Here is a 20,306-nt window from a genome sequence, read left to right on the forward strand (position 1 = left end):
TGTTATTTGATGATACAAAGTTCCGTCAGATAACAATGGTAAGTATTACAGTATTCTTACCCGGTGTTGTAAAATTTACAGATGATCGAGCGGAACCCTTTTCTGTTGGCCAATCGTTTTAAAATGGGATGGTGTCAATCCGGTGATTTTTTTAAATTGATTACTTAAATAGGCTACACTGCTGTATCCCAGTTGGTGTGCAATTTCTTTTAAGGAAAGTTCATCGTAAACGATGAGTTCTTTTACTTTTTCCACCTTTTGAAGGATTACGTATTTCTCAATAGTCGTGCCTTCCACTTCGGAGAATAAGTTGCTTAAATAATTGTATTCGTAACCCAGTTCTTTCGCAAGGAAATCGGATAAATTTACTTTCAGCACTTCTTTGTCGTGATGAATGAACTGTACTATATAATTTTTGATGCGTTCAATGATCTGATGTTTTTTATCATCAATGATTTCAAAACCAATGTCCTGCAACTGATTGGATAATTTCATCATTGCAGAAGTATTAAGTTGGTCCTTCAGCTCGATTTCACCTAAAGAAACGTTTTTATAATCGATTTGTAATGTTTTCAAAATCGTTTCCACTGCCATGATGCAGCGAGGGCAGACCATGTTTTTGATGTAAATAGTCATGTTTTTACTCGATTATTAGTACAAAATTAGTCTAATTGTCAGGATTTTAGATGTGTTTTTTTATTCTTTTGACAATCGTTCTAATTCATCAAACAATTCCTGGTCCCAAATAAATTCTAAATCCATGTCTCCATCCGCGGTGAGTTTGAATTCAATTCGGTTCCATCTGTTGTGGCCTCCTTCTGTGGTTATTTGGTGGAGTTCTTTTACGGCTTTGTAAATGTTGTAATCTCCAGCTGTATATTCAGAATTTTGTTCTTTATCATCTGCATAATAATTTAAAAAAAATCCTCCAGACTTACCGGTGTATTTTATATTAAGAACAGCATAATCCCAATTGTCGTCGATTGAATCTACAATAGATTGTCCTATTGCATGATAAATTTCTTCAACTTTCATAATTTATAGAATTTATTCAACGGTTCCTACCAATTGTGTAATCAGATCCAGATGTACCATTGTATTTACTTTCTGCAGGTTTTCTGCTTTTTCAGGGCCTCCTAATGCAAGTAGGGGAACGAAGCCGTAACATTCATCGAAGGCTAATTCGCCTAAAATATTTTTCGCTTTTTCATATAATTCTCCTTTGAGATCTTCAGCAAGAAATGATTCTTCTGTTAAATCCATATTCAGAAACCAGTCAAATTCTCCTGCTGCGATTATTTCAGAATAGTTAAAACGATAATTGATGAAATTGATAGCTTCACCTTGCCAGCACAGTATATCGCCAAAAGCCGTTACCGCAATAGGGATTTCACGATCGGCATAATCGTAGGTATCAAATAGAGTTGCTATATAATCATCCGGGTTAATGATTCGCAAATAGCCATTCATAAATGTCCCAAAACCATAGTCTTTCCAAAAATGAATAATCTCTTTCGGTAACATGGTGGCATATTCATTTATAAGGTTTTCGGATGGTTTTTCAACTATTGTAAAATCAGGATATACCTGAAAAAAATTTTCGAACATGTTTTTTTGAAGTTAATGATGGTTTCAAATGTAAGAATTAATGTACTGTTATATTGCAACAATTTTATAAATTATATTTACTGTATTCGGCTAAAATGTCTTCACATAATTCTTTTAACCCGTCTATATTGAAGTTGAAATTCGATCGGTCTACCATTTCTTCAAACGGAATCGCAGCATTAGATTCAATATCCAAAAGCAATTTTTGTACTTCTTCTTTGAAATGTATAAGGTGTTCTTTTTCAGATTCTCTAAAGAAATCATTCATTATGGTATCAAATGAAATATCATAATCGATTAAGATTAATCTTCCGCAAATAAAGTCACTTATTTGTCTGTATTTATTCATGAATAACAGTTAAATGGTTGGGAAGCTATATTTGTTTGATTAAAGATTTCAGTTTAAAGAACTGAATTTCTGTTAAAATCAAGCAAATCTATTTTATTAGTGCGGAAAAGTAACGTTTCCAAAGCCTCATCTCCGTTTTCTTCTTTATAGGACAATTCCTTTTCCGAAATGGGAACGGCCAGTAAGAACAAAACATTTTTTTCTTCAATTTTTGCTGATATTTGCTCCAGTTTGTCTTGCCAGAGGAAAGGTTCTGTGAAATAAAGATGTTTCATTTCCAGAGTCTTGTCATATAAGCCGATTAAATCATTAAAGACTGCGCCGGGCCTTGCTTCCCAATGGTCTTTTCCTATGAAAAAGGAGGAAGTGGAAAGAAGTCTGGAAGCAAATTCGTTTTCTGCTTTGGCTACGATGAAAATTTCAGCACCAAAATCTTGTGCTTCCTCATAAATCCTCACGGGTAAATCCGAAAGGCCGATAGTGCAGAAAAAACGGTTTTCATTATCCAGCGGATCCGTGCATTCTAAAATATCGATACTGTTTGATTGATTATCATCGTAATAGGTATAAATATTCGGGTTTAAACCTATGGTAGTAGCAATGGCTCTGGCAAGATTGATATTGGTCTGTGATGTTATGGTTTTCATTTGATTTTATTACTTTGAAATTCAAGAAGTTATACTTTTAGGATACTTTATTTTTAATTTCTTTAAACCAATCCGGAACATACTGATTTTCCCTGGGAAAACGATTAAGATCATCAATGTATTTGTCGTCACTTGGTTCATAGCTAAATTCCGGTTTGCGGTCATATTCGAAATGTACTGAAAATTCACCGTCGGGATTTACTTCAAATTCAGCAGTGTACCATGTACCTCGATCAGTGTTTTTGTCATAAACAGCTTTTCTTAAATTCATAAAAAGAAAGGTTAAATCCTCATTGTTGTTTTCCGTAGAAGGATATTTTGGGTCGAAAGAATAAACTTGGTTGTCCTGATCGGTATAGAAAGCTTCTATTTCAAGAAATTTTGAGATGGCTTTAGCTGTTATTTTGAATGATTTCCAATTGTCGTCAACCGGTAAATTGTCGTATGAAACTTCGATTATCAAATTAATGTAGTTTTCCATTTTTTATTGTTTATCTGTTCTTGGGAAATCGTTTATATCCAAACCATCCATAGAACTTTTGCCGTTGATGATGATTTCAAATGTAAGAATTAATGTACTTCATTGCGCAGAATTTACATTTTTGAGTGCATGTTTAAAATGAAATGATAACCTGAGTTCTAAATTGTCTCCTACAGAAGTGGAGACCTATTGCGGTTTTAAAAAGTCATGCTCCATAAAATGATAAAATTCTTTCCGTTATAGGCATTAATTCAATGGGTTTCATATATTTGTTTTCCTAAAATTAACAAACCAAACCAAGGGGAAACTATTTATGTCTTTTAAGGAATTATTCAGAAGAAAATCTACTACAACCATATTAAAACAAGGAGGAGATGGTGATCACTCCACCGGATTGCATAAAGTACTTACCGTTCGCGATTTAACCTTTTTCGGAATCGCTGCCATTATTGGGGGAGGAACGTTTTCCGCTATTGGGAATGCTTGCTTTTCAGGAGGTCCCGGTGTAATTTTATTGTATGTGATCTGTGCCATTGCCTGTGGTTTTACTGCCATGTGTTATGCTGAATTCGCTTCACGCGTACCGGTTTCAGGAAGTGCTTATACTTATGCCTATGTTTCTTTCGGGGAAATGTTTGCCTGGATTATCGGTTGGGCGTTGATCATGGAGTATTCCATCGGTAACATTTATATTGCTTTTTCTTGGAGCGGTTATTTTACGAATTTATTGGAAAGTTTTAATATTTATTTACCGGAATGGTTAACAATAAATTATCAGTCGGCGCATTCGGCTTTCCTTGAAAACAAAGTAGGAGAAGGGTTTACTGCCTGGCAGAACGCTCCAATGATCGGTAATCTGAAAGTGATTTTTGATATGCCGGCGGTAGTTATTAATTTATTAATCACCTATTTGGTTTATAAGGGTACAAAAGAATCGAAAAACGTCAGTAATGTAATGGTTTTAATCAAATTGATAATTATCGTTTTGGTTATTATCGTTGGTGCTTTTTATGTGGATATTGACAACTGGACACCGTTTATGCCAAATGGTTTCGGAGGTGTAATGGCCGGGGTTTCAGCGGTTTTCTTCGCTTATATCGGTTTCGACGCGGTTTCCACTTTAGCCGAAGAGTCTAAAAATCCGCAACGTGATTTACCGAAAGGAATGATTTATTCGTTGGTTATCTGTACGGTAGTATATATTATTTTAGCTTTGGTGCTGACTGGAATGGTTTCCTATAATTTATTAGGGGTAAGTGATCCGTTAGCTGAAATTTTCGCTCTAAAAGGCGTGAGATGGATGTTGTTTATTGTATCGATTGCAGCAGTAGTGGCCATGACCAGTGTAATGTTGGTATTCCAGATGGGACAACCGCGTATCTGGATGACCATGAGCCGTGACGGTTTAATGCCTAAGAAATTTTCTGAAATTCATCCAAAACATAAAACACCGGGGTTTGCTACAATAGTTACGGGTTGTGTGGTAGGTTTGCCAATTTTCTTCACAGATGAGAACTTCGTATTAGACTTTACCAGCATCGGGACTTTGTTTGCCTTCGTATTGGTTTGTGGCGGCGTATTGATGCTGTCTCCACAAAGCGAAGCGGAATTGGCAGAACGTAAAACCAATGGTAAATTCAGAATTCCTTATATCAACTCGAAGTTCATTTTCCCTGTTTTGGTACTGGTTTCAGGATTGTTGGTGAATTATTTATTCCCTACGTTCTTCGCTGATACATTTGATTTCTCAGGAGATAAATTCGCAACGAACATCTCGATGGTAGTATTTTTCATTTTATGTATTGTGATGGCTGGTATTGCGTTTATGAAAAACCTTTCCCTAATCCCGCTTTTAGGATTGATTTCCTGTTGTTACCTGTTAACCGGAATGGCAGTTTCCAACTGGAAATGGTTCGGGGTTTGGTTGGTAATAGGATTAGTATTCTATTTCTGTTATGGTTTTAACAACAGTAAACTCAAGTTCAATAAAATAGAACCGACTTTAGAAGATTAAATAGAAAATCCCGATGTAAATCGGGATTTTTGTTTAGTTCAATAACTCTGTTTCAGTATGGAGTGAACAACTCCATTTATTGTTTTCTTTGACCCAGGTAGAGCTACAGGCGCAGTTTTGTTTTTTGCCGCCCGTTTCCACTTCTACATGATAGGCAATGACGGCAATGTTTTTATTGATTTCCTGCGTTTCTACTCCCGTAAACTTCCCTACTTTTAATGCTGTTTGAGCACTTGAATCAAACATTTTTTTAAAAGTGGCTTCATCGATACTCTGTACGCCATTTTTACCGGCTACAATACAGGGAAAATGAGTGAGGTTTTTTACCGTTTCATAATTGTGGTTTACCATTCCCTGCCAATATTTTTTTTCCAATTCAATAATCTGTGTTTCCATAATGACTTATTTATTAGATTAAACAATTGCTGTTACAAAGTTCAGATAAATAGTAAAGTATTGGTTGTACTTTAACATAGATTTGAATGTTAAATTGGACATAATAAAATAAAAAATCCGTTGCTTTTGACAACGGATTTTTTGGTGAAACAGGTATAAAGTATGAAACCTATTTTTTAAGGTGTACGTTGAAATAATCAGCGATTTTTGCGTACATGTGGATTCTGTCTTTACCACCCACATTGTGTTCGTGGTTAGGATATAGGAAATAATCCACCTGTTTTCCGGCTTTGATGGACGCTTCGATGAAATTCATACTGTGTTGTTGTACCACAACCGGATCCTGAGCTCCGTGGATGATCAACAAACGGCCTTTTAAGTCTTTTACTTTGTCCAATAAGGAAGCTTTTGCATACCCTTCAGGGTTTTCCTGAGGCATATCCATATAACGCTCCCCGTACATGATTTCGTAATATTTCCAGTCGATAACCGGTCCGCCGGCAACACCAACTTTAAACACATCGGAATGATTGGTCATTAATGAGGTAGTCATGAAGCCTCCAAAACTCCATCCGAAAACACCAATTTTATCAGCATCAACAAACGATTTTGCTTTCAGGAACTCAATTCCTTTCATCTGATCGGCCATTTCGTTAACACCTAACTGACGGTGGGTTACATCACAGAATTTTTTTCCGCGGGAATCACTTCCTCTGTTGTCCAGGGTGAAAACCACATAACCCTGTTGTGCCATGTAATAATCGAAGTAGCCACCGCCGCCCATCCAGCGGTTGTTCACCAATTGCGCGTGCGATCCTCCGTAAACATAAAGCATTACCGGATATTTTTTAGTAGCATCAAAATTACCTGGATAGATAATTCTTCCGTTTAAAGGTGTTTTTCCGTCTGCGGAAGTAATGGTTACCAATTCCATTTTCGGCATGTTGATTTTACCGGTGTATGGATTCTCAGCTTTAATTAAATTCGTGGCTTTTTTGGATTTTATATCGATAACCGAAATTTCGTTTGGCGTAGTCACATTGCTGTACTGGTCCAAAATCATGCTGTCATCTGAAGAAACCATAGCTGAGTGCATACCGGAAGTAGTAGTCAACTGAACCGTTTTCCCGGATTTAAGATCAACCTGGTATAACTGTTTGTCTAAACCGTTATTGGCAGTTCCCATGTAGTTGATTTTTGTTGCTTTGGTGTCAAAACCTAAAAGTTCTTTTACAACAATATCTTTATAACCAAGGTTTTTCAATAGTTTTCCATCGGTGTTGTACAGATACATTTGGTTGAATCCGTAGAAATCAGTTTGGTAAATAAATTGGTTCGGGTTGTTCGGCACAAACGTTAAAGCATGTTGTGGTTCTACCCAAGTAGTTGCTTTCTCTTCAAACAACGTTTTTACAAAAGCTCCTGTTGCAGCATTGTATTTGTTGAATTTCAGGTGATTCTGTTCACGGTTCAATAAACCGATATAGATATGTTTTCCGGTTGGCTCCCAGGAAACCATCGTTAAATATTGTTCTTTAGGCTCACCGGTTTGAATGGTAACTTTGTTTCCGGTTTTTACATCGTAAATTACCAAAGTCACATTTTCACTGGTCATTCCGGCCATCGGATATTTGATATCTTTATTGGCTGCTTCACGATCATTCCAGTTCGTAAGAGGGTAGTTGCCTACCATCGATTCATCTTTACGGTAGTATGCCAATTGGGTTCCGGCTTCGTTCCACCACATTCCGCGGTCGATTCCGAATTCCTGACGGTGCACATAATCCGAACCGTTTACGATTGCGGGGTTCTGATCGTTGGTTACTTCAGTTACAGTTCCGTTAGCGGTAATTCTGATGTTGTTGTCTTTTAACCACGCCACATTTCCGTTGGAAGCAAATTTTGCCTGAGCACCCTCGTTGGAATAAGCAATTGTGTTTGTGATTTGCTTGGTAACCACATCGTAAGTTACTTTATAATTGTTGTTTTTTCCGGCTACTTCCGTTTCAAAGGTGTTGGCAGTTTTCCATTGGATGTCAAAAGGAAACATGCGTACCGTAAATTCGTCGTTAGAAATTTTTGCTTTTAATGCTTTTTCAAATTCAGCTTTAGTGGCCAGCGTTGTTTCTTTCCATGCGCTTGCAGCACTTTTCTCCAATAATGATGAAAAATCGGAGCTTAAATACGTAATCGATTTTGAATTTTTACGCCATTTCTGGGCTGTTTGATTGGTTGGAGCGTATTTTCTTCCGCCCATTACTGTTTCCTCTATGGTAAAGTTCTGCTGCGCCAAAGCCGCCGAACCTGCAAGAAGAAAGCATAAAGTAAACTTTTTCATTAAGTGATAATTTTAAAGCGCTAATTTATACAATGTTGACTTGTTTGAACTGTTTTAGTTCTTAAAAAAATGATTGATACATCAATTAGTTACAAATTATTCTATTTTGTTACAAAAAGAAATCCGCCAATGAGTACTCAGAGGCGGATTACTAACTAAAAAACTAAAAAACTTAATTTAAAATCGAAAGTTCCTGCATACAATTTTTCATCATTGCATAGGTTCTCTCAATATCGTTATCCAAACCGATGGAAAAACGGATCAATCCGTCGGTAAGGCCCATTTCTTTTTGTTCGTCCAGTGGAATTTCAGAAGAAGTTGAAGTTCCCGGCGCACTGAATAAAGTCTTGTAAAATCCTAAACTCACTGCTAAATACCCTAAATTTCTGTCCTGCATCAATTCCATTAAAGCATTGGCTTTATCAAGTGATCCAACATCGATAGTCATCATTCCGCCAAATCCGTATTCCGGATTGATCATTGTTTTGTAGATCTCATGACTTGGGTGTGATTTTAATCCCGGATAAACCGTTTTGATGCCGTCTGCTTCAAATTTCTCAGCCAGATATTGTGCATTGTGGCTGTGTTGTTTCATGCGGATATGTAAGGTACGTAAATTTTTCATAACTGAAGCAGAACGCAAACTATCCATAGTTGGTCCTAATAACATGCTGGCTCCGTCGTTTACATTTTTCAGGCTGTTGATGAAATCCTGAGAAGCGCAAACCACACCACCAACCGTATCACTGCTTCCGTTGATGTATTTTGTTAAACTGTGGATTACAATATCGGCACCTAATTTTGCAGGCGCTACCGATAAAGGTGAAAAGGTATTGTCCACCACTAATTTTACATTATGTTTTTTCGCGATTTTGGCAAGCGAGGCAATATCTGCTACTTCCAATAAAGGATTACTAACGGTTTCGCAATAGATTACTTTTGTGTTTGGGGTAATGGCAGCTTCCACAACATCAAGTTTGGTGATGTCTACGAAAGTTGTTTTGATTCCCATTCTTGGAACGAAATTCTTAAGGAAAGCGTAAGTTCCACCATAAATAGTACGGCTGGAAACCACGTGGTCGCCATTTCCGCATAACTGTAATAAAGTAGGTGTGATGGCCCCCATACCTGAAGCGGCAACATTAGCGCTTTCAGTTCCTTCCATGGCAGCCAAAGCTTTGTCAAGGTATAGATTACTTGGAGAAGAGTGACGGGAATACAGATAACAGCCTTCAGCATTACCTTCGAAAGTATCGAACATGGTTTTAGCGGAAAGGAATGTATACGTAGAACTGTCAGAAATCGAAGGGTTTACACCTCCAAATTCTCCAAAGTATTGTAAGTCCTGAATTTTGTCTGCCGGGTTGAATTTTTCCATTTCAATTTTGTTTAGTAGGTTGTTTGTTGTAGTCATATCAAAATCAAAGTAAAGGTATTTTAGAAATTATATCAATATATTGCCATATAATTAGTTTTTTATTCTAATAAAATTAATAATAATAGTTGTAATTTCTTTTAAAGTATTAAATTTGATGCATTAACCAAATTTTTTTCGATTATGAATTTTGATGCTATTGATAAGAAACTGCTAAAACTCTTACAAACAGACAGTAAGCAGACCACTAAAGAGCTTTCCCTGAAGTTGAATTTATCGGTTACCGCTGTTTATGAGCGAATTAAAAAACTGGAAAAGGAAGGTGTAATCTCAAATTATGTAGCCTTGGTGGATCGAAATAAAATCGATAAAGGTTTTGTGGTTTTCTGCCATATAAAGCTGACACAGCATAAAATCGAGTTTATCAATCAGTTCGAAAAGGAAGTTGTAAAGCTGAATGAGGTATTGGAATGCTTTCACGTAAGCGGTGATTATGACTATATTCTGAAAATCTGTTTAAAGGACATGGAAGAATACCGTGAGTTCATGGTAACCAAACTCACTACCTTAGAGCATATTGGAAGTACGCACAGTACTTTTATGATTAGTGAAGTAAAAAGCACTACAGCTTTTCATATGTAAAAGATTACAATTTTGTTGGATTTTGTTTTTAATTTGTAAATAAAGGATTACTTTAGCGTTTTATTAATCAAAAAAACAAGTTATTATGAAATCAAGACTTTTAAACATTCCCGGAGCGGAAGTATTGACAAAAGACAATCAGAAATCAATTAACGGAGGTGCTCCTAATCACGGAGAGTGCCACTGTATTTGTGGAAAACCGCTTCCTAAATACTGCTCGCCTTGTTTTATAGATCCTTGTGCACAGCAAAACGCTTAATTTATTAATCAATTAATACTTTATTATTATGAAATCAAGACTTTTAAACATCGCGGGAGCGGAAGTGTTATCAACAGAAAACCTTAAAGCAATCAACGGATCAGGAAAAGGGAATCCGGATTTATCCCTTTGCGGATGTTCATGCAGTGGTGCAGTAACAGGACCTTATTACTGTATGCAATATATTGCATGTCCTCAGGTTTATACTTGTAATGATTCGATCTAATTGATCTGAAAAAAAATGAAAGGCCTAATTTTAGGCCTTTTTTTATGTTCATTTGAAATTCAGTATTTAAAAAACTAAGGCTTTATTTTGTAAATAAACGCATTCTGTGTAAACAAAAATCCTTAATTTTGTGCGACGAAATTTTTAAAAACACAACATAAAATAAATACTATGAGTTCATTTGACGTAGTTGTTATTGGTTCAGGACCTGGTGGTTATGTAGCGGCAATCCGTTGCGCACAATTAGGGATGAAAACGGCCATCATTGAAAAATATGCTACACTTGGAGGTACATGTCTTAACGTTGGCTGTATTCCGTCTAAAGCTTTATTGGCATCTTCTCACCATTACGAAGAATTACAACACTTTGCAGACCACGGAATTGAAGTTTCCGGAGATGTGAAAGTTAATCTTGAAAAAATGATTGCCCGCAAACAGGCTGTGGTAGATCAGACTTCAGGAGGTGTTAAGTATTTGATGGATAAAAATAACATCACAGTTTTTGAAGGCGTTGGATCTTTCGAAAACGCAACTACAATCAATGTAACAAAAGCAGATGGTTCCGTAGAGAAACTGGAAGCTAAAAATACAATCATTGCAACAGGTTCAAAACCATCTTCGTTGCCTTTTATCAAAATTGATAAAGAAAGAATCATTACTTCTACAGAGGCTTTAAAACTGAAAGAAGTTCCTAAACACCTTGTAATCATTGGTGGTGGTGTTATCGGTTTAGAGCTTGGACAAGTATATTTACGTTTGGGAGCTCAGGTTTCCGTAGTGGAATTCATGGATAGAATCATCCCGGGTATGGACGGTGGTTTATCAAAAGAATTAACTAAAGTACTTAAGAAACAGGGAATGAAATTCTACACGTCTCACAAAGTTCAGGCAGTTGACAGAGCTGGTGAAGGTGTAGTGGTGAAGGCAGAAAATGCAAAAGGTGAAGTAATTACTTTAGAAGGAGATTACGCTTTAGTATCTGTAGGTCGTCGTCCTTATACAGACGGTTTGAACGCAGATAAAGCTGGAGTAAAAATCACTGAAAGAGGACAAGTTGAAGTAAACGATCATTTACAGACATCCGCTTCTAATATTTATGCAATCGGTGATGTTGTTCGTGGTGCTATGTTAGCCCACAAAGCGGAAGAAGAAGGAGTAATGGTTGCCGAATATTTAGCAGGACAAAAACCTCACATCGATTATAACTTAATCCCTGGTGTGGTTTATACTTGGCCTGAAGTAGCCGCAGTTGGTAAAACTGAAGAGCAATTAAAAGAAGCCGGTGTGGCATACAAAGCGGGAAGTTTCCCATTCAAAGCTTTAGGACGTGCTCGTGCAAGTGCAGATAACGATGGTTTCGTGAAAATTTTAGCTGATACTAAAACAGACGAAGTTTTAGGAATTCACATTATCGGTGCAAGAGCTGCGGATTTAATTGCAGAAGCAGTAACAGCTATGGAATTTAGAGCTTCGGCTGAAGATATTTCAAGAATGTCTCATGCACACCCAACGTTCGCGGAAGCTATTAAAGAAGCTGCATTAGCCGCTACAGATAATAGAGCATTACACGTTTAATAAGATAATAGAATATAGAAAAAAGAGGCTGCATTTTTTGCAGCCTCTTTATGTTTATAGTTTTTCTAATTTGCTAAATCCGCTTTATCTGCGTGAAATAAATAGTATTAGGGTTTCAAAATTCCTTTATAACTGTCCCAGTGCCTGTAAATTAAAAAGATATTTCCCAGAAACAAAAAGGCTCCGGCACCAATATTGGCTGGATCTAAGCATAGATGAACCAATATAATATTTACAGATATCGGTAATAAAGCCAAATTGGCCAATCGTACAAAAAAACCGCTTACAAAAGCCAATCCGCAAAGCAATTCAACTGATTTTACTAAGTTCATTAAATAACCAGAGGCTGCTAATCCTTCATTAAAAGTTTTAAGATTTCCGGTCAAAACAGGTTCTGGAAACAATTTTAAGAAATAGACGATAGAGCCAAACAATAACAGGGCACCAATCAGAATTCTTACAATAAGAGCTGCAATTTTCATAATTACATGGTTTTAAATGGTTAAGCAAACCAAATGTAAGAAAATAATTAAACTATTTATCCCTCTTTTTTGTTAACTTTTTGTATCCGATGTAACCTAAAACAGCAATTAAAATCAAAGCCCAAAGCTGCACAACAAAGGCAATGACAGATTCAAGCATGTACCAACCGGTTTTCATACTTTCCCAAATCTGTAAGCCTAAATGCGGTCTGTATTTATTGATGCTTTTCTCACTGGCATACAATTCATGTTTAATAGCTTCACGCTCATATAATTTGATGGAAACTGTACTGAAATTAATCTGATCGTTTAAGGAAAGATTGTTCAATTTTGCTGTATCATTTTGCTCTTTCTTAGCTGCCAGGTTTTCCTCGGCATCGATTACATTGTTTAGTTTTTTGCCTTTTTCATTAATTGCTTTTTCGATACGGTTTTCTGTGGATGAGCTTCTTTTTTGCGCCATTTTGTTTGCCAGGAGCTGTAAAGTAACATCATCGGCTTTAATGACTCTCGAATCCAGGAAATCCACTTCGGAAGCAATGGATTTTAATAAAGTATCCAATTTGGTGTTCGGTACACGAATGGTTATTTCATTTTCAACAGTATATCGAACAGTTTCCAATATGCTGTCCTGGCTCACCCGGGTTTCTTCTTTGTCATTGATTTGGCTTTGTAAATTTGTATATGTAACAAATCCACCCATTCTGTTGGTTACGTCTTCAATTTTATAGGTTGATTTGGCAACGTTTTTTACTTTGAACTGCAAATCGGCTGTTCGGACAAACTTACGGTCACTGTTTTTCTTTTCAACGGCTGCGGATGACGACATTACCGCTGCAGTACTGTCACTCATTTCCGAGAGACTTTCCGTTGTGGCAACTTCTTCAGCTTTTGATTCACTTGCTTCTTTACAGGAATAGGCAAGACCCAACAACAGGATCGCCAACCCAATTCGAGGAATGGTTTTCATAAAAATTACTATTTTAAAGGTTAATGTTAAGTACGAAATTGAAATAGTAATTTTCAGTCAATACGAATTGGTTTTAGTAGTTTTTACATAAGTATTCCTACTAAAAAGCGTGCCATAATTTCAAAAAAATGGTTACACAATAAAATATTTGTTTTGGAGTTTTTACTTGATTCTGGAGGTCACAATTTTTACATCGGCTGTTGCCCAGCTTTTTTTAATAAGCTGCTCCATTTCAGCTGCTTTTGCTTTATTGTTGAGTTTTTCATAGGCCAGTTTCAAACCGTGTTGCGCCCAGCCGTTTTTAGGAAATTGTTTTAAATCTTCATTGTAAACTTTGATGGCTTCGTTGTACAGACCGGCTTCGATTAAAACCGCTCCCAAATGATGCCGTACCGAGAAAAACCAATCCGGCGGTTCGTTGTAGTTCAGTGCGTCTTCAATAACAGTGGCTTTTTGTAATAAATGGATGCTTTGCGTATAATTTTTCTCTGAGGCTAAAATTTCGGCTTTCAGGACTTTAGCTGCAATATTCACAATCGAACTCATCGAATTGATTTGCCAGATGGTCATTTTTTCCAAATCTCTATCGTTGGCCATAACTTCAAGACGCATTAATTCTGTTTTGGCTTTTTTTAGATCGTGTTTTCCTAAATAGGCCATTCCTTTGGCATAATGCGAGATGGCTTTGGGATATTTCAAAGTGTCGGACACTAATTTCATTTTCAGAATATCGTCCCATTTCCCGAATTTCACGGCTACGAAATAAGGAATTACATAATAATGCTGTAAGGTTTCCAGTCCCGGAAGAATCATGTTTTGAGGATGCACCAGGTTAGAGGTTTCATTCGCGCCCAGCATGGCCCATTTCGAATTGCCTTCCAAGGCTGCCGTTCCTGCCATAAAATGATAGTTATGAGGGTAGTAGGCCAGAGGGTAAGCACCTTGCGCATGACACATGGTAACGTAAGCACTGTCCACTTTGCAGGCATTGATGTTCGCCATGGTTCCCTTGTGATAATCACCGGTACGGATGTAAATGTGTGAAGGCATGTGCACCAAATGACCAAACGCCTTTGCATTCCCATCATCAAAAAATTTGGCCGATGCATATCCTCTTTGCGGTGTATTGGAAGCTTCCACAGCGTGTATATAGAAATGGTTGGCACCAATATGTTTTGGCTCTTTTTTGAGTATTTTTTCAAATAGACTTACAATTTCAGGCGTCCAGGCTTTTGGTTTTCCGTTTTTCTCATACAAATCCCACGGATGTAAATCCATCACCGATTCGGCATATAAAGCATTGATATTGATGTCATCAGGAAATTTTGCATTGACTTCTTTCATTGCGTTGGAATAAGCAATGTCGAGGTTTTTTCGGTCCTCCACCGGTTTTGCAACATAACGTTTGGAAAGCGCCTGTATCAGTGCTTTTTCGCTTTCTGAAGCTTTTTCGCTGACTTTTAAAGCCGTTTGTACTGCTTTGTATGCCCGTTCGTAATTGTCTGGTTCCATACCAGCATTGTAATTCGGTCCTAATACATAGGCATAACCCCAAAAACACATGGCACATTCCGGATCTAGTTTTGTGGCATAATAAAAGGAACGAGCCGCTTCCGCATGATTAAAACCATATGCTAATGCAAGACCTTGATTGAAGTATTTTTGAGCTTCCGGTTTTTTGGTAGTAATCTTATAATCAATCACATCCATTCCTTTGAAGATGGGTGCAGTATTATCCGATTCGTACCATTTTGCATCAACCACCGGCGGCGCACAACTCATACTGTTGGCAGCAGCTTTCGGCGCTTCTTTAGGTTCCGGCGCTTCTTTTTTGCAGGAAAGCAATAGGGCAAATGCAAACATTACGAAGGCAATTGTGTTTTTCATAGCAGCATTTTTTAAATGTGAAAAGCTATATAAAGTTACTTAAAATCAATGAGTTACTTTTGTTTTTGTAAGTGTTTTTTGGAGCGGATGGGCAGTGTTTTATCAGTAATCCATTATCCCGTTTTCCGCTTTATCTCGTTATTAAAACGAGATCGCTCCAACCGGGGCTGACGGGAAAGTCATGGCATTTTTGGGAACTTTCTTTATTTTCTTTGTCAGGTTATCGGTAAACCGTAATTTTACTATCAAAATAAAAGCCTTGCGAACCTCTGTTTTAAAACCAATTGCAGCTCCTGATCAATTCAAAAACAATTTGTTGGATTGGGCACAGCAATACCGGGAAATAGTTTTCCTGGACAGCAACAACTATCCGCAGCAGTACGGAAGTTACGACTGTGTTTTGGCCTGTGATGCTTTTACCTCCATAAAAACAGATTATCACAACGCTTTCGAGGATTTAAAACAATACCAGCAGGAAACCAAAGACTGGCTGTTCGGTTATTTGTCCTACGATTTAAAAAACGATACAGAGAAACTCAGTTCCAATAATTTAGACGGATTAGACTTTCCCGATTTGTTCTTTTTTCAGCCTAAAAAACTGTTTCTGTTAAAGGGCAATGCATTGGAAATCTGTTACCTGAACATGTGTGATGACGAGTTGGAGGAGGATTTCAATGAGATTGAAAATAAGATTGCAGAACGCAGATTGCAGATTACAGAAGTTCAGATTCAGCAGCGAATTTCAAAAGAAAAATATCTTGAAAAGGTGAACGAGATGCTTGCTCACATTCATCGTGGGGATATTTATGAGGCGAATTTCTGCATGGAGTTTTTTGCGGAACGTACGGAAATCAATCCGTTTGAAATCTATCAAAAACTGAATGCTATTTCAGAACCGCCATTTGCGACTTTCTTTAAAAACAATACCCATTTCCTGTTGTCGTCTTCTCCGGAACGGTACCTGCGAAAAGAAGGAACGAAGATAATCTCACAGCCGATAAAAGGCACCGCCAAGCGTTTGTTCGACGAGCAGTTGGACAATCAATCGAAAAGCGACTTGTCCGAAAACCCAAAAGAACGTTCCGAAAACATCATGATCGTGGATTTAGTCCGAAACGATTTGTCCCATACCGCTACAAAAGGCTCTGTGGAAGTTGAGGAACTTTGTGGTATTTATACGTTCAAGCAAGTGCATCAAATGATTTCTACCGTGGTTTCCACTGTTGACGAATCGACTTCGCCCATCGAAATCATCAAAACGACTTTCCCGATGGGAAGTATGACCGGGGCGCCAAAAATTTCCGCCATGCAAATTATTGAAGATTTGGAAGTTACCAAACGTGGTCTATACAGTGGCGCTATTGGTTATTTCACGCCAAACAACGATTTCGATTTTAATGTGGTGATTCGCAGTATTTTGTATAATTCGAAAGAGCAATACGTTTCTTTTTCCGTAGGAAGTGCTATTACTGCCGAATCGAAACCGGAAAATGAATACGAAGAATGTTTGTTGAAGGCGAAAGCGATGCGGGAGGTTTTGAGTTAGAAGAGAAACAAGATGCAAGAGACAAGATGCATGATACAAGAAAAAGACATTTTATAAATTGAAAAAATGCTAAATTCGTTAATCAAAAGATTGGAATGAGCTATTTAAAACTTATCCCTTTTCCCTTTTGACTTATCTCTGATAAAAATGTTTCAAAAACTTCAAGATCATATCAATACAAACCTTCCTTTTCTTAAAGGGAAAAAGTTGCTGCTTGCAGTTAGTGGCGGGATTGACAGTATGGTTTTGTTGTCTCTTTTTAAGCAGTCCGGTTTCGATATTGCTGTGGCGCACTGCAATTTTAATTTGAGAGGTGAAGAAAGTGATGGTGATGAAAATTTTGTAAAAACGATTTGTAGAAATTCAGGTATAATTTTTTTTGTAAAACATTCTGATACAAAAACATATGCCGATTCACATAAACTGTCCATTCAGCTAGCGGCTCGTCAGCTTCGATACGAATGGTTTGGCGAACTTATGGAAAATGAAGGCTTTGATTATCTGTTGACAGCCCATCATTTGGATGATTCGCTTGAAACGTTTTTGATTAATCTGACCAGAGGAACAGGATTGGAAGGATTGACCGGAATTCCGCAGCAAAATGAAAAGATCGTCCGTCCTTTATTGATTTTTTCACGGGAGGAAATCGAAAGTTATGCTAAAGAAAATGCTGTAAAATGGCGGGAAGATTCGAGCAATGCATCAGATAAATACCTGAGAAATAAGCTGCGGCATGATGTGGTTCCGGTTTTAAAAGAATTGAATCCGAATTTATTACATTCCTTTCAGCAAACCCTGGAAAATCTGCAACAGTCGAATTCCATGGTGGATGATGCTTCTGAAATCGTGTATCGGAAAGTAGTGGAAGACAGTAATTTTCAGAAGAGAATTAATTTGTCTGAATTAAGAGTTTTACCTAATTATCAGGCTTATTTGTACCAATGGTTAAAACCTTTCGGATTCACAGCCTGGAAAGACATTTACGATTTGACCGAAGCACAATCCGGAAAACAGGTTTTTTCCGAAACACACCGGCTTTTGAAAGACAGGGAAGTCCTTATTTTAGAGGCGAAATCACCTGAAGATTCCATGCCTTTTTTCCTTGACGAAAATGTAACGGAAATCCAACATCCAAAGGCTATGGAAATTTCGTATGTAACAAATGTTACAGTTTCAGGAAGTTCAGGGAGTATCTTTGTTGATAAAGATTCGTTAAAGTTTCCGCTGGTATTTCGTAAATGGCAGGAAGGTGATTATTTTTACCCCTTCGGAATGACAGGTAAAAAGAAGGTCAGTAAGTATTTCAAAGATGAAAAATTCTCACTGATCGAAAAAGAAAATACCTGGCTTTTATGTTCCGGGGAAGAAATTGTCTGGATAGTCGGAAGCCGTGCGGACAGACGATTTTCAGTAACAGAAACAACACAAACTATTATAAAATTTGAATTAAAGTAATGAAACGATTTTACGCCCTATTACTCTTATTTTTTACTTTCATAAGTGCTCAGGCACAAATACTTGATCCGGTTTCCTGGAAAACTTCAGTAGAAAAAAAGTCTGACAATGAAGTGGTTTTGGTGTTCAATGCCTCTATTGAGCATGAATGGCATATGTTTTCGCAGTTTACTCCGGAAGGCGGTTCGTCTCCATCTGTTTTTGAGTATAAAAATACCAAAGGAAACTACGAATTAGTCGGAAAAACAAAAGAAAGCCCATACAAAAAAGTCTACAGTGATGTTTTCGAGGTAGACGAATATATGTTTGAAGGCAAAGCGCAATTCAGACAAACCGTAAAAATTACCAATCCGAACCTGAAATCGATTTCAGTGTATGTTGAATACCAGGTTTGTAAAGAATCGTGCATCCAGCAGGACAAAACCTTCGAGTTCAAATTACCGCCAATGGCTGTTAAAGCTTCGGATGTGGCTGTAACGGCGACATCAGTTGATACAGCTGCTACACAAACAGCTGTTGCTACAGATTCAACATCATCTTCGGAAGTTAAAGAAACAGTAGCGTCATCAGATAATAAGACAGAAGACAAAAAAGAAGAAAAGAAAGACGGGCTTAGTTTGTTTTTTATGACGTTGCTGGCGGGTATTTTGGTGACATTTACACCTTGTGTGTTCCCGATGATACCGATGACGGTTAGTTTCTTCATTAAGCAAAGTGCCAAAGGAAATGCAACCAAAGGAAAACTGAATGCTTTGTTTTACGGGTTGTTCATTATAGCGATTTATGTTCTGATTTCGGTTCCTTTCCATTTGATTGAAGGTTTAAGCCCTGATATTTTTTATGAAATCTCTACAAATGTTTACCTGAACCTGTTCTTTTTTGCGGTTTTTGTGATTTTCGCCATTTCGTTTTTGGGTGCATTTGAAATTACAATGCCTTCAAGTTTGGCCAACAAAGCAGACAGCGCCTCCAATTTAGGAGGAATAGTTGGGGTTTTCTTTATGGCATTAACGCTTATCATTGTTTCTTTCTCTTGTACAGGACCGGCTTTAGGATTGGTTATCGGTAGTGTTTTATCTACGGACGGAGGTGCTACATTGCTTACTATTGCTATGTTAGGTTTCGGTGTAGGATTGGCATTGCCTTTTATGTTATTTGCCTTGTTTCCGAGTTTAATGGGGAATTTACCAAAATCAGGCGGATGGCTTAATACGGTGAAAGTTGTATTTGGTTTTATAGAGTTGGCATTAGCGTTCAAATTCCTGTCAATGGCAGATTTGGTAATGCAGTGGCACTTGTTGGAACGAGAAGTGTTTATAGCGATAATGATTGCAGTTTTTACAGGATTGTCGCTTTATATGTTCGGAAAGATTTCATTGCCGCATGACAGCCCAATGACTAATATATCAGTGGGGAGGTTGTTGATAGGACTTGTATCGTTATCGTTTACGGTTTATCTGATTCCCGGTTTATGGGGAGCGCCTTTAAATCTGATTTCCGGATTCCCCCCACCAATGACGTATAGTGAAAGTCCATACGGTGTTGGAAATTCAAAAGGAGGAGGAACTTCTGAAAATCATTCCAATTTACCGGATGGAGCTCATTTTGGTCCACACGATATTGTTGCCTTTAAGGATTATAAAAAGGGAATGGAATATGCAAAATCGGTAAACAAACCAATATTGCTGGATTTCACAGGAAATACTTGTGCAAACTGCAGAAGAATGGAAGAACTGGTTTGGGCTAAACCGGAAATTTTACCGATCCTTAAAGATAAAGTGGTTTTAATTTCTTTATATGTAGACAGTCAGGAACCGCTACCGGAAAATGAAAAATACACCAACAAAAACGGTAAAGAAATTACCACTTATGGTAAGAAATGGAGTGATTTGGCAATTACTAAATACAAAGCCAACGTCCAGCCGTATTATGTTTTGATGGATTTTAATGAAAACAATCTAGTGAAACCGGTTGGTTATACTCCGGAAATCCAGGAATACAAAGCATGGCTGGAAAGCGGAATTGCTGAATTCCACAAATAATCTTCAGTTTATAA

General features: G+C 37.4%; 20 protein-coding genes. 8 read left to right on the forward strand and 12 right to left on the reverse strand.

Going from position 1 to position 20,306, the window contains the following annotated elements; genetic code table 11:
* Window positions 1-75 precede the first annotated feature (75 nt).
* The 6 genes from ACWPKD_RS01645 to ACWPKD_RS01670 all read right to left on the reverse strand — a co-directional run bounded on the left by ACWPKD_RS01645 (window position 76) and on the right by ACWPKD_RS01670 (window position 3,085).
* Complete coding sequence (locus ACWPKD_RS01645) at window positions 76-636, reverse strand: helix-turn-helix domain-containing protein (RefSeq protein ID WP_455410935.1); 561 nt, start codon at window positions 634-636, stop codon at window positions 76-78.
* Between the two features lie 60 nt (window positions 637-696).
* Window positions 697-1,035 (reverse strand): hypothetical protein, encoded by a 339-nt coding sequence (locus tag ACWPKD_RS01650; protein ID WP_455410936.1) that lies wholly within the window; start codon window positions 1,033-1,035, stop codon window positions 697-699.
* Window positions 1,036-1,047: 12 nt separating this feature from the next.
* Window positions 1,048-1,608 (reverse strand): T6SS immunity protein Tdi1 domain-containing protein, encoded by a 561-nt coding sequence (locus ACWPKD_RS01655; RefSeq protein ID WP_455410937.1) that lies wholly within the window; start codon window positions 1,606-1,608, stop codon window positions 1,048-1,050.
* A 64-nt stretch (window positions 1,609-1,672) separates the two neighbouring features.
* Window positions 1,673-1,957 carry a hypothetical protein gene (locus ACWPKD_RS01660; protein WP_455410938.1) on the reverse strand — a complete coding sequence of 95 codons (285 nt, stop codon included), beginning with the start codon at window positions 1,955-1,957 and terminating at the stop codon, window positions 1,673-1,675.
* Window positions 1,958-2,010: 53 nt separating this feature from the next.
* A complete protein-coding gene (locus tag ACWPKD_RS01665; RefSeq protein ID WP_455410939.1) occupies window positions 2,011-2,604 on the reverse strand; it encodes a suppressor of fused domain protein in 594 nt (197 codons plus the stop codon).
* A gap of 37 nt (window positions 2,605-2,641) precedes the next feature.
* Complete coding sequence (locus tag ACWPKD_RS01670; protein ID WP_455410940.1) at window positions 2,642-3,085, reverse strand: hypothetical protein; 444 nt, start codon at window positions 3,083-3,085, stop codon at window positions 2,642-2,644.
* Between the two features lie 313 nt (window positions 3,086-3,398).
* On the opposite strand from ACWPKD_RS01670, the gene ACWPKD_RS01675 reads away from it, so the two are divergent.
* Complete coding sequence (locus ACWPKD_RS01675) at window positions 3,399-5,099, forward strand: amino acid permease (protein WP_455410941.1); 1,701 nt, start codon at window positions 3,399-3,401, stop codon at window positions 5,097-5,099.
* A 33-nt stretch (window positions 5,100-5,132) separates the two neighbouring features.
* Here ACWPKD_RS01675 and ACWPKD_RS01680 read toward each other — a convergent pair whose 3' ends face one another.
* From ACWPKD_RS01680 to ACWPKD_RS01690, 3 genes are all read right to left on the reverse strand, one after another.
* Window positions 5,133-5,495, reverse strand: a complete 363-nt coding sequence (locus ACWPKD_RS01680) for a nuclear transport factor 2 family protein (RefSeq protein ID WP_455410942.1) — start codon at window positions 5,493-5,495, stop codon at window positions 5,133-5,135.
* A gap of 169 nt (window positions 5,496-5,664) precedes the next feature.
* Entirely contained in the window at window positions 5,665-7,833 is a 2,169-nt protein-coding gene (locus tag ACWPKD_RS01685) for a DPP IV N-terminal domain-containing protein (RefSeq protein ID WP_455410943.1), read from the reverse strand.
* Between the two features lie 172 nt (window positions 7,834-8,005).
* Window positions 8,006-9,211: an aminotransferase class I/II-fold pyridoxal phosphate-dependent enzyme gene (locus ACWPKD_RS01690; RefSeq protein ID WP_455410944.1), complete on the reverse strand. Its 1,206-nt coding sequence runs from the start codon at window positions 9,209-9,211 to the stop codon at window positions 8,006-8,008.
* Between the two features lie 180 nt (window positions 9,212-9,391).
* Between ACWPKD_RS01690 and ACWPKD_RS01695 the strand changes: the two genes are divergently transcribed.
* The 4 genes from ACWPKD_RS01695 to lpdA all read left to right on the forward strand — a co-directional run bounded on the left by ACWPKD_RS01695 (window position 9,392) and on the right by lpdA (window position 11,910).
* Window positions 9,392-9,850, forward strand: a complete 459-nt coding sequence (locus tag ACWPKD_RS01695) for an Lrp/AsnC family transcriptional regulator (RefSeq protein WP_455410945.1) — start codon at window positions 9,392-9,394, stop codon at window positions 9,848-9,850.
* A gap of 85 nt (window positions 9,851-9,935) precedes the next feature.
* The gene (locus ACWPKD_RS01700; RefSeq protein ID WP_455410946.1) at window positions 9,936-10,109 is read left to right on the forward strand and encodes a hypothetical protein; all 174 of its coding nucleotides are present in this window, start codon (window positions 9,936-9,938) and stop codon (window positions 10,107-10,109) included.
* Between the two features lie 28 nt (window positions 10,110-10,137).
* Window positions 10,138-10,335 carry a hypothetical protein gene (locus ACWPKD_RS01705; RefSeq protein ID WP_455410947.1) on the forward strand — a complete coding sequence of 66 codons (198 nt, stop codon included), beginning with the start codon at window positions 10,138-10,140 and terminating at the stop codon, window positions 10,333-10,335.
* Window positions 10,336-10,506: 171 nt separating this feature from the next.
* Entirely contained in the window at window positions 10,507-11,910 is a 1,404-nt protein-coding gene (gene lpdA, locus ACWPKD_RS01710) for a dihydrolipoyl dehydrogenase (protein WP_455410948.1), read from the forward strand.
* A 107-nt stretch (window positions 11,911-12,017) separates the two neighbouring features.
* Here the strand turns inward: lpdA and ACWPKD_RS01715 are convergent, their stop codons facing one another.
* The 3 genes from ACWPKD_RS01715 to ACWPKD_RS01725 all read right to left on the reverse strand — a co-directional run bounded on the left by ACWPKD_RS01715 (window position 12,018) and on the right by ACWPKD_RS01725 (window position 15,249).
* The gene (locus tag ACWPKD_RS01715; protein ID WP_455410949.1) at window positions 12,018-12,392 is read right to left on the reverse strand and encodes a DoxX family protein; all 375 of its coding nucleotides are present in this window, start codon (window positions 12,390-12,392) and stop codon (window positions 12,018-12,020) included.
* 52 nt (window positions 12,393-12,444) lie between these two features.
* On the reverse strand, window positions 12,445-13,362 hold the full coding sequence (locus tag ACWPKD_RS01720; RefSeq protein ID WP_455410950.1) for a DUF4349 domain-containing protein: 918 nt from the start codon (window positions 13,360-13,362) through the stop codon (window positions 12,445-12,447).
* Window positions 13,363-13,524: 162 nt separating this feature from the next.
* Window positions 13,525-15,249 (reverse strand): tetratricopeptide repeat protein, encoded by a 1,725-nt coding sequence (locus ACWPKD_RS01725; RefSeq protein WP_455410951.1) that lies wholly within the window; start codon window positions 15,247-15,249, stop codon window positions 13,525-13,527.
* Between the two features lie 259 nt (window positions 15,250-15,508).
* On the opposite strand from ACWPKD_RS01725, the gene ACWPKD_RS01730 reads away from it, so the two are divergent.
* The 3 genes from ACWPKD_RS01730 (at window position 15,509) to ACWPKD_RS01740 (ending at window position 20,292) form a co-directional block, all read left to right on the forward strand.
* Window positions 15,509-16,795, forward strand: coding sequence for an anthranilate synthase component I family protein (locus ACWPKD_RS01730; RefSeq protein WP_455411398.1), 1,287 nt, complete (start codon window positions 15,509-15,511; stop codon window positions 16,793-16,795).
* 147 nt (window positions 16,796-16,942) lie between these two features.
* Entirely contained in the window at window positions 16,943-18,250 is a 1,308-nt protein-coding gene (tilS, locus tag ACWPKD_RS01735; protein WP_455410952.1) for a tRNA lysidine(34) synthetase TilS, read from the forward strand.
* On the forward strand, window positions 18,250-20,292 hold the full coding sequence (locus ACWPKD_RS01740; protein ID WP_455410953.1) for a cytochrome c biogenesis protein CcdA: 2,043 nt from the start codon (window positions 18,250-18,252) through the stop codon (window positions 20,290-20,292). The genes tilS and ACWPKD_RS01740 overlap by 1 nt, the downstream gene beginning before the upstream one ends.
* The last annotated feature ends 14 nt before the right edge of the window (window positions 20,293-20,306 follow it).

Source organism: Flavobacterium pedocola, from assembly GCF_053764385.1.

Excerpts from the sequence above, each read along its gene's own strand:
- ACWPKD_RS01645 (WP_455410935.1), bottom strand. The coding sequence starts at position 636 with ATGACTATTTACATCAAAAACATGGTCTGCCCTCGCTGCATCATGGCA.
- ACWPKD_RS01650 (WP_455410936.1), bottom strand. The coding sequence starts at position 1,035 with ATGAAAGTTGAAGAAATTTATCATGCAATAGGACAATCTATTGTAGAT.
- ACWPKD_RS01655 (WP_455410937.1), bottom strand. The coding sequence starts at position 1,608 with ATGTTCGAAAATTTTTTTCAGGTATATCCTGATTTTACAATAGTTGAA.
- ACWPKD_RS01660 (WP_455410938.1), bottom strand. The coding sequence starts at position 1,957 with ATGAATAAATACAGACAAATAAGTGACTTTATTTGCGGAAGATTAATC.
- ACWPKD_RS01665 (WP_455410939.1), bottom strand. The coding sequence starts at position 2,604 with ATGAAAACCATAACATCACAGACCAATATCAATCTTGCCAGAGCCATT.
- ACWPKD_RS01670 (WP_455410940.1), bottom strand. The coding sequence starts at position 3,085 with ATGGAAAACTACATTAATTTGATAATCGAAGTTTCATACGACAATTTA.
- ACWPKD_RS01675 (WP_455410941.1), top strand. The coding sequence starts at position 3,399 with ATGTCTTTTAAGGAATTATTCAGAAGAAAATCTACTACAACCATATTA.
- ACWPKD_RS01680 (WP_455410942.1), bottom strand. The coding sequence starts at position 5,495 with ATGGAAACACAGATTATTGAATTGGAAAAAAAATATTGGCAGGGAATG.
- ACWPKD_RS01685 (WP_455410943.1), bottom strand. The coding sequence starts at position 7,833 with ATGAAAAAGTTTACTTTATGCTTTCTTCTTGCAGGTTCGGCGGCTTTG.
- ACWPKD_RS01690 (WP_455410944.1), bottom strand. The coding sequence starts at position 9,211 with ATGGAAAAATTCAACCCGGCAGACAAAATTCAGGACTTACAATACTTT.
- ACWPKD_RS01695 (WP_455410945.1), top strand. The coding sequence starts at position 9,392 with ATGAATTTTGATGCTATTGATAAGAAACTGCTAAAACTCTTACAAACA.
- ACWPKD_RS01700 (WP_455410946.1), top strand. The coding sequence starts at position 9,936 with ATGAAATCAAGACTTTTAAACATTCCCGGAGCGGAAGTATTGACAAAA.
- ACWPKD_RS01705 (WP_455410947.1), top strand. The coding sequence starts at position 10,138 with ATGAAATCAAGACTTTTAAACATCGCGGGAGCGGAAGTGTTATCAACA.
- lpdA (WP_455410948.1), top strand. The coding sequence starts at position 10,507 with ATGAGTTCATTTGACGTAGTTGTTATTGGTTCAGGACCTGGTGGTTAT.
- ACWPKD_RS01715 (WP_455410949.1), bottom strand. The coding sequence starts at position 12,392 with ATGAAAATTGCAGCTCTTATTGTAAGAATTCTGATTGGTGCCCTGTTA.
- ACWPKD_RS01720 (WP_455410950.1), bottom strand. The coding sequence starts at position 13,362 with ATGAAAACCATTCCTCGAATTGGGTTGGCGATCCTGTTGTTGGGTCTT.
- ACWPKD_RS01725 (WP_455410951.1), bottom strand. The coding sequence starts at position 15,249 with ATGAAAAACACAATTGCCTTCGTAATGTTTGCATTTGCCCTATTGCTT.
- tilS (WP_455410952.1), top strand. The coding sequence starts at position 16,943 with ATGTTTCAAAAACTTCAAGATCATATCAATACAAACCTTCCTTTTCTT.
- ACWPKD_RS01740 (WP_455410953.1), top strand. The coding sequence starts at position 18,250 with ATGAAACGATTTTACGCCCTATTACTCTTATTTTTTACTTTCATAAGT.